The organism is Ralstonia sp. R-29, assembly GCF_049913345.1.
Lineage (GTDB): Bacteria > Pseudomonadota > Gammaproteobacteria > Burkholderiales > Burkholderiaceae > Ralstonia.
This window is the reverse complement of sequence record NZ_CP184380.1, coordinates 97,625-114,084: the sequence shown is the minus strand read 5'-3', so window position 1 is coordinate 114,084 and position 16,460 is coordinate 97,625. Positions and strand designations below refer to the sequence as shown.

Annotated in this window: 17 protein-coding genes and 2 pseudogenes; 17 read left to right on the top strand and 2 right to left on the bottom strand. The window is 59.8% G+C overall.

The annotated features are described in order from the left end of the window. The first annotated feature begins 168 nt into the window (after window positions 1–168). The 8 genes and pseudogenes from ACN9M1_RS27855 to ACN9M1_RS27820 all read left to right on the top strand — a co-directional run bounded on the left by ACN9M1_RS27855 (window position 169) and on the right by ACN9M1_RS27820 (window position 9,453). Window positions 169–444, top strand: coding sequence for a hypothetical protein (locus tag ACN9M1_RS27855; protein WP_426400993.1), 276 nt, complete (start codon window positions 169–171; stop codon window positions 442–444). A 16-nt stretch (window positions 445–460) separates the two neighbouring features. Then, window positions 461–1,837 (top strand): KAP family P-loop NTPase fold protein, encoded by a 1,377-nt coding sequence (locus ACN9M1_RS27850; protein WP_426400992.1) that lies wholly within the window; start codon window positions 461–463, stop codon window positions 1,835–1,837. A 48-nt stretch (window positions 1,838–1,885) separates the two neighbouring features. Beyond that, a complete protein-coding gene (locus ACN9M1_RS27845; RefSeq protein WP_426400990.1) occupies window positions 1,886–2,599 on the top strand; it encodes a hypothetical protein in 714 nt (237 codons plus the stop codon). Between the two features lie 86 nt (window positions 2,600–2,685). After that, complete coding sequence (locus tag ACN9M1_RS27840; RefSeq protein ID WP_426400989.1) at window positions 2,686–4,371, top strand: phage integrase family protein; 1,686 nt, start codon at window positions 2,686–2,688, stop codon at window positions 4,369–4,371. A gap of 76 nt (window positions 4,372–4,447) precedes the next feature. Continuing rightward, window positions 4,448–5,863, top strand: coding sequence for a Shedu immune nuclease family protein (locus ACN9M1_RS27835; RefSeq protein ID WP_426400988.1), 1,416 nt, complete (start codon window positions 4,448–4,450; stop codon window positions 5,861–5,863). Window positions 5,864–5,988: 125 nt separating this feature from the next. Beyond that, window positions 5,989–6,102, top strand: a pseudogene (locus tag ACN9M1_RS27830) (IS5/IS1182 family transposase); the annotation flags it as partial. Between the two features lie 331 nt (window positions 6,103–6,433). Further along, window positions 6,434–8,830, top strand: coding sequence for a helicase C-terminal domain-containing protein (locus tag ACN9M1_RS27825; RefSeq protein WP_426400987.1), 2,397 nt, complete (start codon window positions 6,434–6,436; stop codon window positions 8,828–8,830). A 149-nt stretch (window positions 8,831–8,979) separates the two neighbouring features. Then, entirely contained in the window at window positions 8,980–9,453 is a 474-nt protein-coding gene (locus ACN9M1_RS27820) for a hypothetical protein (RefSeq protein ID WP_426400986.1), read from the top strand. Between the two features lie 262 nt (window positions 9,454–9,715). Here ACN9M1_RS27820 and ACN9M1_RS27815 read toward each other — a convergent pair whose 3' ends face one another. Next, the gene (locus ACN9M1_RS27815; RefSeq protein ID WP_426400985.1) at window positions 9,716–10,048 is read right to left on the bottom strand and encodes a hypothetical protein; all 333 of its coding nucleotides are present in this window, start codon (window positions 10,046–10,048) and stop codon (window positions 9,716–9,718) included. A gap of 519 nt (window positions 10,049–10,567) precedes the next feature. Between ACN9M1_RS27815 and ACN9M1_RS27810 the strand changes: the two genes are divergently transcribed. From ACN9M1_RS27810 to ACN9M1_RS27770, 9 genes are all read left to right on the top strand, one after another. Further along, a complete protein-coding gene (locus ACN9M1_RS27810; RefSeq protein WP_426400984.1) occupies window positions 10,568–11,620 on the top strand; it encodes a hypothetical protein in 1,053 nt (350 codons plus the stop codon). Window positions 11,621–11,687: 67 nt separating this feature from the next. Next, window positions 11,688–11,975, top strand: a complete 288-nt coding sequence (locus ACN9M1_RS27805) for an H-NS family nucleoid-associated regulatory protein (protein ID WP_426400982.1) — start codon at window positions 11,688–11,690, stop codon at window positions 11,973–11,975. Window positions 11,976–12,605: 630 nt separating this feature from the next. Continuing rightward, on the top strand, window positions 12,606–12,893 hold the full coding sequence (locus tag ACN9M1_RS27800; RefSeq protein ID WP_426400981.1) for a hypothetical protein: 288 nt from the start codon (window positions 12,606–12,608) through the stop codon (window positions 12,891–12,893). 299 nt (window positions 12,894–13,192) lie between these two features. After that, complete coding sequence (locus ACN9M1_RS27795) at window positions 13,193–13,387, top strand: YqaE/Pmp3 family membrane protein (protein ID WP_426400980.1); 195 nt, start codon at window positions 13,193–13,195, stop codon at window positions 13,385–13,387. Further along, entirely contained in the window at window positions 13,384–13,734 is a 351-nt protein-coding gene (locus tag ACN9M1_RS27790; protein ID WP_426400978.1) for a hypothetical protein, read from the top strand. The genes ACN9M1_RS27795 and ACN9M1_RS27790 overlap by 4 nt, the downstream gene beginning before the upstream one ends. After that, window positions 13,731–14,006 (top strand): hypothetical protein, encoded by a 276-nt coding sequence (locus tag ACN9M1_RS27785; RefSeq protein ID WP_426400977.1) that lies wholly within the window; start codon window positions 13,731–13,733, stop codon window positions 14,004–14,006. The genes ACN9M1_RS27790 and ACN9M1_RS27785 overlap by 4 nt, the downstream gene beginning before the upstream one ends. A gap of 139 nt (window positions 14,007–14,145) precedes the next feature. Then, a complete protein-coding gene (locus tag ACN9M1_RS27780) occupies window positions 14,146–14,379 on the top strand; it encodes a hypothetical protein (protein ID WP_426400976.1) in 234 nt (77 codons plus the stop codon). 136 nt (window positions 14,380–14,515) lie between these two features. Then, complete coding sequence (locus tag ACN9M1_RS27775) at window positions 14,516–14,848, top strand: hypothetical protein (protein ID WP_426400975.1); 333 nt, start codon at window positions 14,516–14,518, stop codon at window positions 14,846–14,848. Window positions 14,849–14,901: 53 nt separating this feature from the next. After that, a complete protein-coding gene (locus ACN9M1_RS27770) occupies window positions 14,902–15,585 on the top strand; it encodes an SOS response-associated peptidase (RefSeq protein ID WP_426400974.1) in 684 nt (227 codons plus the stop codon). A 210-nt stretch (window positions 15,586–15,795) separates the two neighbouring features. Here the strand turns inward: ACN9M1_RS27770 and ACN9M1_RS27765 are convergent. Beyond that, window positions 15,796–16,059 (bottom strand): annotated as a pseudogene (locus tag ACN9M1_RS27765) (IS3 family transposase); the annotation flags it as partial. Between the last annotated feature and the right edge of the window lie 401 nt (window positions 16,060–16,460).

Below are 16,460 nucleotides of genomic sequence, written 5' to 3'. Positions count from 1 at the left end.
GAGTCCAGTTCGGTGACGTGTCGCGCGAGAGTATAGCGGCGGTGCCCGCCGACAGCCTTAGAGCGAGCGGAATGACCGGCTCACGAGGCAGGGTGCGGTACTTTCTTGGTCCGATTTCCTTGCCGATAAGTGCTATTATCAGCATGGCGTTTCGGCCCCAAAATCGCTATGCTGGCGAAATCCACCTCACATCATCGCCCGGGGGAGGGGCTGTCCGTGTTCTTCGCCATCCTGGATGTCTTGGCTTGGCCACTGTCCGTGCTGACGCTGGTCTACAGCGTGTGGCTCTGGCAGCGCGGCAGCTACGTGGCCCGCAACGGCCGGCGCATCACGCGCCAGGGGCATCCCGGCCGCTTCTGGTTCGAAGTGGCGGCCACCCTCGCGCTGGCGGGCCTGCTGGCCGCGTTCGCCTGGACCCACTGGTTTGCAAACTGGGCGCGCTAGCCAACCGGACTTCTCCATGTCGACACAAGACGCGTCTGCTTTGCCCGAGGCCCTCCCGCCCCTGAATCTGCCGAGCGATCGCTGGGACTCCATCACTAAACCGTTCGAAGGCGACGTCCTGCAACGGGCTCGCTTGGCCAAGCAATTGACCGGCTATCTCGCGCGCTTGCGCCAGGGCGCGGTTCTCGCACTCGATGCGCCGTGGGGAGAGGGCAAGACCTGGTTCGCCCGCCACTGGGCCGCCCAATTGCACGCCGACGGTTACCGCGTGGGTTGCATCGACGCGTTCGAGAACGACTACGTCGAGGATCCGTTCCTGTTGCTCGCGGCCGAAGTGCGGCGGCTGAGTGCGGCTGACAAGACGTTCGCGGAACGCCTGGGCGACCGGGCCGCTCAAATCGGTAAGGCACTCATGCCGATGGCCGCGAGGATGACGCTCAACATGGTCGGCAAAGCGGTCGGCACGGAGGACCTCTCCGGCGAATGGTCCGAGCAAGTCGCGAAAGCCGGGGAAAAAGGGGGCGATGCCGCGCAGGCCTGGGTCAAGCACCGCATCGAACAACAGGACAAGGAGCGCGATTCGATCCGTGCTTTTCGCAAGGAACTCGAGACCTTCACCCAGGGCAGCAACGACAAGCCGGTCGTGATCCTCATCGACGAACTGGACCGCTGCCGGCCGGCGTTCGCGGTTCGCCTGCTTGAGCGAATCAAGCACTACTTCGACGTGCCGAACCTGGTCTTCGTGCTGATCATGAACCGTCGTCAGCTGGAGACGGCCGTCAAGGGTGTGTACGGTGCCGACACCGATGCCACGACCTACCTCGGCAAGTTCCTGCACCTCTCGCTGTCCCTACCGCGCCCGCGGTCGTGGGAAGTCGACCGGGACGCGCACTTCATGCGCGGCTTCGTCAGCCACGTGCTGCGCCGCTACGCCTATCAGGACGCGGATGGTGATCTTGCCTACCTGTTGACGATCTGGGCCGAGGCCTTTGAGCTGTCGCTGCGCGAGATCGAGCGGGCCTGCGCCCTGTGCTTCCTGGTGCAACCTCGTTGGCTCGGCCTGCTGAGCTTTCTCGTCGCGCTGCGCGTCAAGGATCCGGACTTGTTTGACGGCATACGCCGTGATGACTCCGAGGCGAACGACCGCGCCGTTGCGCTCTTGCGGGATTTAGCCCCCCGAATCACACCGGCCCAGGAGTGGGTCGTCGGCTATGTGCAGGCCATGTGGGACCTCATGTCGGTGGTCCAGCAACGGGTGCCGGACGGCAAGGAGGGATTGGACGATGAGACGATCCAATTTCTGTTTGGCCGCGGCATGGTCCGCGCGCAGGCGCGGTCGCCGGTGAAGGCCATGCGTGGCCTGATGCAAAGCCTGGATTTTGACGTGCAATAGGCGGCCAGCGGTCAGCATACTCATGAAGAAAACGGAGAGTCGCACGTGATGGACTTGCTGAAATCGCTGGTGGAATTTGCCCAAAAGTCGAAGGCCGCCGCATTCGGACTGGTGGTGGCAGCCCTGTTGTTCATTGGCGGGCCGCGCTATGCGCCAGGCGTGATTCCGGGGCTGCCTCAGGAATGGGCTTGGGTACCGTGGTTCGTGCTGGCGTTTTGCGGGGCCTTGTTAGGAATCCCGGTGCTGTTGGGCGCGGCCTGGCTGGCGGGCTCCGCGGTGCGTGGTGGGTATCGCTGGATCGCGGCCCGTAGGCGGCTCGGGAGTGACGAAGTCAGCTTCCTACTGACGCTCGGTAAGGTTTCGAACCACACCATTCATCTCAGGCAGTTAGCCCGCAGCAATCCAGGTCACGCAGCGTTGGAGTTCCAGGCGACAGCGGACAAGCTGACCAAGCGGGGCTTGATCCATCGCAATCCGTTTGACAGCGATCTTTGCAGCCTCTCGGTTGCGGGACGTGGACGTACGCTGCAACTTCAGCGCGACGTGGCCGCATCGAAACCACGTTTGCTTGTACGGGGCGACTGGGTGCGTGATCGCCAAAGCGGCCGCGCCATGCGCGTCGTCGAGACCACGCAGCCAATCGGCAGCGCGGTTCAGGCAAACGGGCTTCCGGTGATTTGCGAGTGGCAAGAACCCGATGGCGGGATTGCGCGTAGCGCCTTTCATCCCGACGCGCTAGAACGGATGGATCCGCGACAATGAGTGGCAGGCCATCCTCCTCGTCAGTGTCTCCTCCGACGCGCGCCCAGTTCGCGGCGCTGCGCGGCTGGCTACAGGGTCTGTCTTCCGTGGCCGTGGCCGAACGCTGGCTGTCCTCTGATCCCGATGTCGAATGGACTGACGCCGCCGCGCTGCAGGCGCTGCGCGAGATCCGTCACGCGATGGCGCAACTGGCGCTGCGCTATGGACGCGAGCCCTTGGCGGCCACGCTGGCCAGTCATCGACGTGCCCCGTCCCCGGAGCTGCAGGTCGGCCTGCGCGAACTCGAAACCCTTCAAGAAAAGTTTGGATCGCCCACGCCGAAGCCTGAGCATCGGGTTCAGCTCTGGTTCGCGGCACCGCTGGCCAGGCGCTTGGCCGCAGGTGGTGCTGCAACGCTCGGCGAGTTGATGGCGCTGGCCAACGACCGGGGGCGCGCCTGGTGGCGACGAGTGCCGCGCATCGGGCCGACCGCCGCCGTGACCATCGTGCGCGTGCTGGTGGCCAACGAAGCGACCCTGGGTAAGCTCGGTGCGCACGTCACCGGGGCGACGCTTCCGGTCCCGCTGCTGGCCCCGGCGCTCACGCCCGGGGAGGGCAAGGCGGTACCGCTCGAGGCGATGCGTCTGCCCCCGGCTCTGGATGGCCGTGCCGGCCGCAACCGGGCTGAGCTTCACCGCTGCCGCATTGATGCCGACCACGACTACGCAGCGATCCAGACTTGGCTCTCCCTGTGGCCCGCCGGCAGTTCGACCTGGCGCGCGTATCGCAAGGAGGCCGAGCGCTTCCTGGCCTGGGCGATCCTGGAGCGTGGCCGCGCTTTCAGCGACCTGACGACCGACGATTGTTTGGCGTACCGCGCCTTTCTGGCGCAGAAGGAGCTGGGGCCGCGCTGGGCGGGGCCCCAGGTGGCACGCGCGTTGCCGGGCTGGCGGCCGTTTCAGGGCACCTTATCGCCGCGCAGCCGCGCCTATGCGGAAACGGTGCTCAGTGCGCTGTGCGAGTGGCTGGTCGGCCGCCGCTACCTGGACAGTAATCCGTGGGAGGGCGTGCCTGCCCTGCGCGTAGCCGTGCAGGCGATCGACGTCGAACGGGCGGTGCCGGATGATGTTTGGCAGTTGCTGATGCCGTGGCTGAACGAGCAAGCCGCCCAGGGTGCGTACTGGCGCAGCGTGCGCGCAGCGCTCTTGCTTCTGCACGATTCTGGCATGCGGGTGTTCGAGGCGGCCGCCGCCGACAGGTCGGGGCTGCGGCCAGCGGCCGGCGACGGACCGCTGTGGGGCGAGTTGGAGATCCTGGGCAAGCGGAACAAGCTGCGCATGGTTCCGATCAGTCGACGTGTCTACGCCGCGCTGGAGGCGCATTGGGCAGACCGGGACGTGCTCGGTGACGCAGCCGGGCCGCTGCTGTCTCCGGTGCAGGCAGGCACCAGTCCGCGTGCGAGAGCAAAAGCGGAAGAGGGGAGGGCGGGCTACAGTGACCGAGGGCTGCGCCACTTGGTCAAGCGGGCTGGCGAGGCCTTCCGTGCGTGGCTCACTGAACACCACGCCGACTTGGCCAGGAATCGACTGTTCCTGCATCCGCACGCCTTCAGGCATGCCTTCGGGACGCAAGCGACCGAAGCGGAGGTGCCTGAAGACGTGGTGCAGAGCTACCTCGGGCACGCGTCGCGGGCGACGACAGCGATCTATAACAAGGCGGGCGCGCGTCGCCGTCAAGGCCAGATCCGCAAGTTGTACGGTACGCATGCTCCAGCGAATGTCCGGGACGTGTAAATTGTCGCCCTCTTTTGTCGTTGTGTAGCAGGTATCGACGGCCGCAACATCGAGCCGCATTCAACAGGGGAAGCGCATGGCTAGATCGGTTGTGCAGTCGCTCGATATTAAGGATCGCCTCGTAGAACGCATCGTGTACGAGTGCGTAGATTTAGGCGACGGTGGTACGGACGTTTATTACCACTTGCGGCCTGTGCACAGAGCAAGCGCAAAGCTCGCCGACAAAGCCCGAATGCTGCGCGTCTATCCGGATCACTTGGACATTTTCCCGTTCAAACCAGCGTCAAGCGGCACCGGCTACGAGCCAAAGTACGCGGGGCTGGCTCAGCTCACTTTGGCGCAGCTTCGGACGGGGCCGTATGAGAAGCCCGCCACTCACGACGATGTCGTGGATCTGCTGGATCGGCCGCCCGACTGGTTGGAACGCAATCCTTTGAACGGGCTCGGCTTTTCAAGTCAGGACCGCTTTATTGCCGCTGCCATCGGCAGCCTGTCCACGCGCGTCTACGTTTTGATTGGGGGCGGCCGCGCTGCTCCAACCTACGAGGGCGGTGTGTACGTTCTCAGTGAACAGCACATCAAGCAGCTCGTGAAAAGCATGCGCTCAATCTCCAGCCGATACCAGAGACAGGCGCGGGTGGACCGAATGCTTGTGGCCCACAACGAGCTGTTGAGCGCCGTCGATCCGAATCGGTTCCCCGCCAAAATGAAGCGCGCCAGCGCTGAAGCCGTGTTCGAGATGGTTAAGGTCGGACGCACGCGTACCCGCATTCCCAAAGAGGCGCAGCGCGGCATGGTGAACATGCTGGCCGACAATGCGCCGGCCATTGCGAAAGAGGCCCCGGAGACGTTATACGACCTCGCCGCGAAGATCGAATCCGCAACCCTGCAGGAGATGATCGCTAAGTATCGGGAGAAGCTTGCCCAGAACTTGCCCGAGACAAAGTGGCAGAGCTTCTTCGAGGCGAACACCTTTATTCTGTCGATGGCGTTCGTAGTTCCTACGATCTTTGTTCAGGAAACGCCGTACGTGCATGGCAAGCGCGTGAGCGGACAGGGTGGGAGACACTCCGATTTCTTAATGCGGGGTCAAGGCACGGGCAATGTTGCACTCATCGAGATCAAGGCACCTGGCACAAAACTCCTGATGCAGTACCGTGCAGAGCAGCAAGGTCCGTCGAATGACTTGACGGGGGCCATTACCCAAGTACTTGGACAGCGGCGACGCCTGTCCACTGGATGGGCCAGCTTAAAAGTCGATGACGACGGGACGCTTGATGGCGCGGAGATCTACTCGCCCCAGGCCGTGGTCCTCATTGGCACACTACCGACGTCAAGGGCGGACAAGGAGGCGTTCGACGCATTTAGACACGTTCTCAAAGATGTCACAGTGCTCACGTTCGATGAACTGCTTGCGCGCCTTGAGTATCTGCACCACGCGCTGGCGGCAACTCCGCCTGTGCCGAATGAACCAAACGATGTTCCCTTTTAGGGGCGGATGGCTACCAAGTGCCTTGCTTACTGTGGGGCAGAGCAGCAGGATGCTGACAACCACACAGTGCGCTCAAAGTAGATTTTCAGTGGAGTGAGTCGATGCGCAGTGAAGTAAGCGACGGTGCCGGCTTCGGCAAGCTGCGTATTCGCTTAGAACGTCGCCTCGACATCCATTGCGCACTGCTCTTGCTTGCCGCTGCGATCATCTGTGCTCGATTCGCAGATGACTTGTGTTAGCGGGTCTAAATGTGCCCTTCGCGCCTTGATTATCGGAAATCGAGAGTGTGCCTATTAGCTAAACAACCGTACTAATCGTGCGAGCGGGTCAACAAGCCATTATTTTTTTGGATTTTTGAAATGTATTACGATCAGGTCCCGTTTAATGCTTGGGTCCCCTCGTTGGGAGCATCGCTCCGGTGAATTTGGTGTGCTAGGCTGAAGGATTATTCACTGGGGGGCGTTTATGCTGGATTTTGGAGCACTTAGCGGAGGGAATGGCGGGGCGGATGACATCGTGGACCCTCGCCAGATTTTCACGACACTCGTTCGTGCCCCGAGATTCAAGTTCGTGTCGGCGAACCAAGGCGAGGTTCTTGACAAATGGCAGGAGAAACGCCATAGGGTCGATAACACCATCAAGATGAACACGGGTTCGGGAAAGATGCTCGTCGGCCTGTTGGTTTTGAAGAGCTGCCTGAACGAGAAGATGGGCCCGGCAATTTATGTTACCCCCGATAACTATTTGGCGAGACAGGTCCTTCAGGAGGCAAACGACCTGGGGATTTCCGCAACGGCGGACATCAATAACTCCGGATTTTTGAACGGCGAAGCGATATTGGTCGCAAATATCGACAAGCTGGTGAACGGAAAGTCCGTGTTTGGCGTCGGCTCGGCGGGAGCGGAGATTCCGCTCGGCTCGGTCGTTATCGACGATGCGCACGCATGCTTGGACGCTGTCGCGGATCAGTTCAGCATCGATATTCCGAAAACACATCCAGCGTATGCCGAGCTGCTGGCGCTTTTTGAGGATGACCTCAAGTCGTACTCGCATGTGAGTTGGGTCGAGCTTGCAAGAGAGGATCCACGCTGCCTGATGCAGGTCCCATTTTGGGCTTGGCAGGAAAAGGCGAACCGGGTCATTGAGATTTTCGACGCCCACAGAACTTCGGACGCGCTGAAGTTCAGCTGGCCCTTGCTTAAGGGCGTCATTCCACAGTGCACTTGCGTCTTCAGTGGGAACGCGTTGCAGGCAAAGCCCAGGTGCCTGCCCATCGACCAAATTCCATCTTTCGCCAGAGCCAAGCGCCGCGTCTACATGACAGCAACGCTGGCGGATGACGGCGTCCTGATCACGCATCTTCGCGCGGATCCGATCGCCATTGCGGATCCAATCCGCGTGAAGGGCGCCGGAGAGATCGGCGATCGCATGATTGTCGCGCCCCAGGGCGTGAATCCAGATGCCACAGATGAGGAAGTCAGAGATCTCGCTGCGGAAGTCGCGAAGACCGTGAACGTCGTTGTCTTGGTTCCGTCCTTTGCACGTGCCAAGTTTTGGGAAAGTGTTGCGCATCAAACGCTGGCAAAGGAAACAATTGCCGGCGGGGTCGCGCTACTGAAGCAGAAGCATGTAGGACTCACGGTCCTTGTCAATCGATACGATGGCGTGGATTTGCCGGATGATGCGTGCCGATTGTTGATTGTGGACGGACTGCCGGAGGTTTTCGGGCTCGTTGACCGAATGGATACTGCCGTCATGGAGGGCACGCAATTGCAGCTGTTGCGGCAGATTCAACGCCTTGAGCAAGGGATGGGGCGTGGAGTTCGTTCGGGTGAAGATCGCTGCGCAGTCTTGCTCCTTGGGGCGCGGCTCACGCAGCGGATCCACATGCCGGAGGCACGCGCGATGTTTACTGCGGCGACTCTCGCGCAGATTGATATGGGCAAGGAATTCACGCGTCAGATCAAAGGACAGCCCGTGTCCAAGCTCAGACCGTTCCTTGATCTGTGCATGTTGAGGAATACCCCCGACGGCCACGCTTGGTGGCAGGCTGGTCGGGCTCGGCTCGCGAAGGCTGGTGAAGGTGCTCCCAGTCATATCGACCCGGCTGTACCGTTCATCCGCAAAGCATTCGACCTTGCGGCCCTGAATCAATGGCAACCTGCCGCTGATCAATTGCAGGCCGCTGTAAACGGCGCCACAGAGCCGATCGCGAAGGGGTATCTGAAGCAGCAGTTGGCAGAGTACGTCAATCGCACTGATCCCGTCGCCGCGCAGAAGCTATTGGCCTCTGGCGTAGTCGACAATCCGCGCATCCTTCGACCAATCGAGGGAATCTCCTACAGAAAACTCTCATCACCCACGGTCAATCAGGCTGCGGCTTCGGAGGCGTTTGTTCGTGCGAGGTTCCTCGACCCAAACAGCTTCCTTCTGTACGTCAAAGCGGTCCTTGCGGACCTGCAGTGGGATCCGGAGCGGACGGACCAGTTCGAGGCAGCAATGCAGGATCTTGGCGCGCTGCTTGGCTTCGGATCGCAACGTCCTGACAAGTCATACAAGGATGGCGGGCCAGATAACCTGTGGGCGGTCGGTGGCCTGAAGTACTACGTCATCGAATGCAAGAGCGGTGTGGCGGATATGAGCAAACCAATCTCCAAGGACTACTGCAACCAACTCCTTGGGGCGAAGTCATGGTTCGTCTCCCACTATGACAGCACTTGTGTGCCGGTACCGATCATGGTGCACCCCTCCGCTAAGTTCGGCGCCGAGGCATCGCCGGCCGAAGGTATGCGCGTCATCGACAAAGATCGACTGGCAAGCCTGAAGGTTGCCGTGGAGCAGTTCACTAAGGCTGTCATCGGCGGAGGCGCGGGATTTGTGCCGGTCGCTCAGTTCGCTGAAGCGATCAATCACGTTGGCTTGAACGACAACGTATTCATCAGCAGATTCACGACGGGTCCCGCGTAACCGCTACATCTCGAGCGCTCACGGGAGTACCGACGAGCGCCTCGCTGCATTGTTTGTCGTGGATTGCAAGAGCTGGTGGCCGGTGATCGGATGCCGAACTTGATCCCGACTCTTAGGTAACTTCGCATACATATCATGCCGCAGAGGACTTGATGACGCAAAACGGGCCGCTGATACCACAGCAAACAATCGACTATTACTTACAGCGATGGACTCAATTGAACGGGCTCGTTATTTCCCACTCGGAAGGTGCGCTGACCTATCTTTTGACAGTCAATGGAGGTGCCCTCGCGGGGGTGTTGGCATTTGTGGGGGCGGTTCAGCAAATACGGCAGGCGCCCGGCGCATTGTGGGCACTCTTGTGTTTTGCAGTTGGACTCGTCCTTGCCGGGGTTGCCCGCGCCCACTCACTTGAGGCGATGAAGGCATTGCAACGAGGACTTGTTGCAGACTTTATGCAGTACCGAGCCGGGAAAATTACCTGGGATAGGTTTATTGAGCGTGATGATAACCGTGTGAAGACGTGGAATTTGCTGGGGCCGTGGCTAGGCTGGGGCAGCTTCGTTTGCTTCCTGGTGGGCTTGGTTATCGCATCCGTCTTGCTCTTCAATCTGCCCAAGTAGCTGTCCGGACGATCTATGAAGACCTATCCCATTTATGTGGCGCGCAAAAATTACCGGGGCGCTGACCCGAAGAAACGCGCCAAGGTGGCCGCATACACTTCTACACCGTGCTGGTTTATCCCATTCGATCCTAACCGGCTGGGTTCACCAAAGCCGACGCAACTCGAATGCTTTCGAAGATTGGCCGTCAATAGCACGCATGGATTCCCGCCAGGATATGCAACGGGTGCTGGTGGACCGGGCGGCTCATCTCAATGCAAAGCTAGGTGAGATCTTTGTCGGATGCGGTAACCTCGCAACTGAAGCCTGCCGCATCCAGCTCATCGGCCAACTCCTTTAGAGCGCAGTTTGCGGCGTGCTGATCGTGATTCGCATCGTGCGGGAGAACATTCACCGTCCGGAGGACGTTGGGCGCTATCTCTCTCAAGTGAATCTCGACCACGCCTTTCCGCAAAACCTGAGTGCGACCGTCGATAACATGCCTGGCCGGATCAAGCAGTGAAAGGTGCCAAGTCGGCAGGGTGTTACTAATCTTGCTCAACAGATTCTCGTTAGCCTCCCCATAAATCAGAACGGCACGCATTTCATCTTGCATTGTCAACTCCGGTTTAGATAAACGATCCTATGGTGTCGGGGTTTTGCACTTGTGGGCAGGTAGATGCAGGCCCCTGTTTGTCCGTAAGCGAGTACGAGTCTCGCTGAAACGTGAAATATCGTCTACGCATATTATACTGCTGTGGTCACCTGCCCGGATCGTTTTTCCCTCTTCCCCCAAAAAAAAATGGCTCCCGAAGGAGCCATATGAACGACACGTTAACGTCATCATTTCTAGGTCGTTGCGCCCTTCTTCTTAATCATCTGGTAGTACGTGCTCGCACCCGCCCTGGTCAGCTTCACTTCTTCGAACAACTTCTGAGTGATGTCCTTGCGGGCGATGGCGATAACCGGCTTCGCCGAGCGAGGGCCGTCTACTCAGCTACTGAAGAATAGGCATTCCCTACCGAATTCTCCGAGATGGGACTTGCACGTACAATCGGAGAAGAAACGGAGAGTAGTTACCGACTCGGCAATATCTTCGCGAGCCGTCGTAAACCTATGCAAGCCTGGAGCGACCATGTCCGAAGTGGCGAAAATCGAGCAACCTAAAGGTGAGCAATCTGATCATCATTCGGAGCGTTCTACTGTTGCATGGGTACTTGCCACCCTCTTGTTTTTGGCCGTCATTGGGGTTTGCGCCGGCTACACTGCGATTGTTTGGCCAGGATGGTCGACCCTGACCAAAGGGGGAGAAGGGGCAGGGGTATTCGGCGACGCGTTTGGCGGTCTGAACACGTTGTTCACCGCACTCGCATTTGCGGGACTCATAGTCACGATCTTCTTACAGCGGCAGCAGCTCATCGATCAGCGAAAGGAAATTGGTGCGGACAGAAAGCGGCAAAACTCAGAGTGGTCGGAGGAAAAATTCTTTAGGCTGCTCGATATTTATCGTGGCACGCTCGCGGCTCTAAAAATTCGAACAAACGATCAAGCATTTTCCGGTGTCGATGCGCTGGCTCATATGCATAATGCATTGGATGAGGACCTACGCTCCCAAGGCCTATCAGCGTCACTAAATGCAGCAAAGAGATTAAGGAAAGCGGGCATTCGTCTGCCAGATGAAGCCGTCAAAGCTGCGCTAACTTTTGCTCACTATCGGGCAATCTACACCCACCTTCAGAGACACGCTCGATATGTAGAGTCCTTCAAGCTTCTTCTTCGGCATATCCATGAGTCAGACGTTGATGGCCGTGAGAAAGCATTCTATCTAGAGGTTGTGCGGGCTCAGCTCACGTACCTTGAGTTGCGTTACATCTTCCTCGTTGCCCTTGCCCACGCACGCGACGACGAACTTCGCTATCTGCTAGAAGCAACGGGCCTGATTGAGGTAGCCAAGCTCATGGGCGTACTCCAAGTTCATCGCGAAATTTATACTGCACAATGGGGCTACAAATTCCAGCCAGGAGGCATCGAGAAACCGATGCCAATGCCAAAAGAGGCCCGGAGAAAAGCACGCGCCTTATTTAAGGAGATTGCTCCATACATACGCGAGCACAATCGCGTAACCACTCCCAGCGGCATCACATCGACCACCGCAACGAGAGCGGAGTCGGCCCTTGATGTTGATTAAATCCGCTATCCCTGAGCCGTTTCTTAGCCTATGCTGCGCGTTGCAGTACAAAAAAACCTAGGAAACCATGGCTACCTATAAAGAACTACTCGCTCAGAAGCAGAAGCTGGAAGAACAGCTTGAGAATGCTCGTCTCAAAGAGCTTGAGCAGGTCATCGCTCAGGTTAAACAGGTTGTGGCCGACTACGGGCTGACAGCAGAAGACATCGGCTTGTCGTCCAAGACCAAAGTGAAAGCTCGCCGCACCGTTGCGCCGAAATACCAAGACCCCAAGACTGGGGCTACTTGGACCGGCCGTGGTCGCGCACCGGCGTGGATCGCAGGCAAAAACTTTGATCGCTTCCTGATCGTCTAGTCCCCGAAGACGTTGGAGGAAGCCCGCTCCCGCGGGCTTTTTATATGATCGCTCATTGCATCATCAGGGAGACTGCGGGCTGAGACTTTGCCCCCGGGAAGTCTCCCTGGGGTCCGCATGCACAGCGCCGACTGGCAGGCGCTCAAGCAGTCGACGCAGCCCGGCGACTTCGTCATGACGTGCTGTCGCGCACCTGCGGTGCTCAAGACCAGCATCAACGGACTGCTATTTTTCGCTCACACGGCAGATGAATGTGCCACCGCGCCTGAAACGCAATGGCACCTGGCGGGCAAGGTGGCCGTGCGGGCGGCGTATCCGCCCTGGGCATGGCGGGCCGTGAAGAGGCGCCAGGTAGATCACCGAGCGGAGACAAGTGGGAGGCTGATGTCCTGTTTTTGTCTCGGGCCGCCCCATCGCGAGCGGAGCTGCTGCGCTTCTATCAGCACCTGCGGGACTACACGCAGCGACAGGAGCGGTACGCGGCCTCGGGCGTCGAATGCTTTTGGCTGGTTCGTAAAGAGGCCTACTTCACCTTGGCCAAGGCTACGGCTCGCCGGCGGTTGCAACATGAATTCGCCGGCGTGTTCCCACGGGAACCCGGCGAGATGCTGAACGTGATGGAAGCCCCCGGTGTTCGAGGTGAGGGGGCGGCAGATGCTCGCGCAGGCGCATGTAGATGAGCGCGCGCTGCCGGCCACTCGAGACGTGCCCGACGACGGTGAAGTCTGGATCGGCATGTACTCCGCCAACGGTGAGCTCGCGTCCATGTCCGCAGTCGGGTTCCATCGGGCAGATGCTGCGGACGCACTGCAGCTGTACTTCGATGCAGCCCCGGAGACGGTGGCACTGTGCCTGTCCAAGAGCAACATCGCAGCGCACTACCGAGAGCACTGCGCGACGCGCAAGAGCACCTGCTGAGCGAGCGCAACTGCGTCATCGCACGCTGATTGCGCTGGAGGGGCGCTGCGATTCGCATACGCGGTCAACACCTCGCCGGATGCGGCCAAGCCTGCGAACCTGCTGCGGTCATCATGACGGCGTACGCCTGAATACGCTCCCCGCTGCGCAGCGCCAGAATTGCAAGCCGATTTTTTTCGCCTACGCTAGCGTCTCGCCGCTGGCGACTGCGCCGACAGTTCTCGCGCCACGTCACATGGTGGATCGCGTCCCGAGTTGGTCTGCCGCCGGCGATCATCACCATCACTTAAGAGGATTCGATGCGGTTGTTGCTTGCCTTGCTTCTGCCGTGGCTGCAGTTCTTTACGATCGGCCGGCCGTTCGCCGGGATCATCTGCCTTCTGCTGCAGCTCACATTGATTGGTTGGATTCCCGCTGCAATCTGGTCGGTGTACGCGCTGAGCCAATACAAAACCGACCAGAAGATCGAGCGCGCGCTGGGCGCCCGTCGATGATCTCGACCTCGCTGAACATCAGTGCATCAATGCGTGCCACCACCATATTGAAGGCCGCGATCCCGTTGGGCGTGGCAATCGTCAGCCTCCTGACCGTCGCCGAACGTTTTTACTTGGTCAACGGCACGCAGTACCCCCGGTTTCTGGCAAGGGACGTGGGGGCGGTGCGCTTCGAAGATTTGGACGCACTGCGCACCGAGTCGTGCCACGGTGAGCCGGTGGAGGTGTACTCCAAAACGGACTATTGGGTGCTGCGCTGCGGCCTAGCTTACTTTGAGGGCCACACCTTCATCAGCCGCACCAATCCATTCGACGGCGATCGGCGCCGGGACGGAGGACCGCTTTGAAGTCCCACCCAAAGTTACGTGCGGCACCGTTTCTGTTGACAGTTTTCGCCATTGTCGGGATGGTGGGTTGGGTGATGTACCAGCAGCGTAAGGATGAACACGCCGTGCAGCGCTTTCATGAGCTCGAACATCGCCTTGAGGCGCAAGCGACGCCAATTCACGCGAGCGATGGCCCCGGCCAACAGCTGTACACGTGCACTTCGACGACTGGCTTTATCTACACCGCGCCGACGGAAGCCGATTTGCGCGGTCTATGCGAATCCCAGCAGTAGTGTGATCCCCTGGTCGCCAGGGTTACCCTGACGTTGAAACTGTATGTATATACAGTATTATACCGTTGTACGTGTCATCACGCGAGCGGACACATCGACCGCTCGTGACCTGGCGTGCTAATCAGGGGAGGCTGCTGCGATGGAGAACTGGGCGCAGGTTTCGGACTACGGTTGGCAACACCCCAGCGGGTGGGCCATTGCGTTGCTGTACGTACTTGGCCAGCCGGGTTACATGCTGTCGCGGGACACCACGATCCACGGGCCGTTTGAGTCGCTTTGGGATGCAAAGGCCCGCCATGCGATTCTGGCTCCGGCCTTCTGCGCCGTCGAAATTGATGCGACCGAACTGCTCGAAGCAGAGCTGTGCGATTGACGGCGGCAGTGGTCCCCGTCGTGGCCACGTGAGCTTGGTGCGACGGTGATGGCGACTCAAGCGTGCGTGCGCCTGCCGGCTCCTATACGCGGTGGACCACCAGTTGGGGCGGGGCCGTTGTCCTGCAGTGCCTGCCATGAACAACCCGGAACGGAAGAACTATCCCGCGCTCACGCAGGCGGAGATTCGTGCCCTCTACCAGGCGAACCCAACGCGCGCCATGCGTCGCCTGGTATGGGAGATCTACTGCCTGCATGTCGTCATCAAAAAAGCGGGGGCGGTGATCCGTGCGCGCCGCATGCAGGATCAGCTGATCCCCGGCGGTTTTGACTACGTGCTGGACGAGCTGGCCAAGGTGCTCGAAACCGAGATCTACCTCCACGAGAACTTGCCGTCGATGCACGCCATCTACGAAAAGCGCCAAGCACGCACGAGCACCAAGAAGCGTAATAAGAAAGCCTACCGGTAGGCATCCACACAGGTGGCCTATGATGGCGTCCATCGCAAGACTGCGAGGTGCGTATGTGCAATAACTACGAGCCGTCGGAGCTGGACCGGATCAACGAACTGTTCCGCACGGCGGCGGAGCATTTCAGCTACCGCGCGGAGACGTATCCGGACTATGAAGCCCCGATCGTGCTTAGCGCAGCGCACGGCGCGCACGAATGCGTGTTAGCCAACTTCGGGTTCGTGCCGAAACGACGGCAACCACCGGGCGTGAGTTACGACACCACCAATGCACGATCGGAGACGGTGGGGGAGAAGCCGACGTGGGCCAAGTATTGGAAGGCTGGCCAGGTGTGCCTGGTGCCGGCGCGTTCGCTGTTCGAGCCGAACTATGAGGCCGATCCGAAGAAGAGCACACGCGTCCGGATCTGGCTGAAGGACGAGCCGGATTTCGCGATCGCGGGGTTGTGGCGCGAGTGGGATGCCCGGCCGGACGGCGCGCCGCCGGGCGTCAGCTTCACGATGCTGACAGTCAACGCGGATGCGCATCCGCTGATGCGGCGCATGCACGCGCCAAACAAGGAGAAGCGCAGCGTGGTGATCGTCCCCCGCGCACAGTGGGATGACTGGCTGGCCTGCCGTGATCCCGAACTCGCCCGCACGTTCCTGACGCTCTACCCGGTTGACCAGATGGACGCCGCGCCGGCACCGCGACCGCCGCGGGCAGCCAAGCCGGCATCGAACACCGCGCCGGGCTAGCGCTTGTACACCGTCGTCACCTCGTGGTGGCGGGGGGTGGTGGAAGCCCTTCGGTGTCAGGTCGATCATCAGGTCGCTGAAGATCCCGGTCACCTTCTCATCGACCTGCACGTGCACGATCGGGAAAACGACCTGGCCATCCTGGATCGCCTCGCGGTAAGCTGCCGCCGGATCGCGACTGCCGGACGCATCGAACAGGGTGACAGTCAGGTAACCCAGCGCCTTCATGGTGCCATCGATGCAACGTCCATGATCGAAGTAGTGCCTGACAGCTGCCTCTTTTTGCTCTTGAGAATATTTCGGCTTGGGGCGCGCATAGCCCTTTGGAAGATCGAGTCGCTGCTCGTACTCCCGGTACCAACCCTTCAGCGCGTTCTTGGTCGGGTATCCCAACTGGCGAATGGTTGCTCTGACGCGCTTGCCGAGCTTGATGTAGAGCTCGACCGCTCGAATCCTGTCCTCGTACGAATACATGAACTACCTCCAGGTAGTCCAAGATTTTGTCCGCACCTCCACCTACCTCGGGTGGGTCAGGATTCGGTGCAAATCAACAGTTTGTCTTCTCGATAGTGATGTACTTCTCGCACTGAGAGCAAAGGCAAAGCCGGCGTGTGCCGGCGCAGAGACGAACATGACGGATGCTGGCGTTCTGAAAGATGTGGCGGACGGCGTATCGCTGCCTGTGCCGATCGGATGGTGGTTGAGGCGCTACCGCATTTGGAGCGCCGTGAATTGATCACCATTTCTGAGATGAATGACTTGGACGGCGATATGTGGAACGTTGATCTGACCGAATCTGGCCGGACGCTCCTGCACAACACATCCATCAAATAGGAAAAACAACGGATTCGCCGGCAGAAGGAAAATCTTGCCAT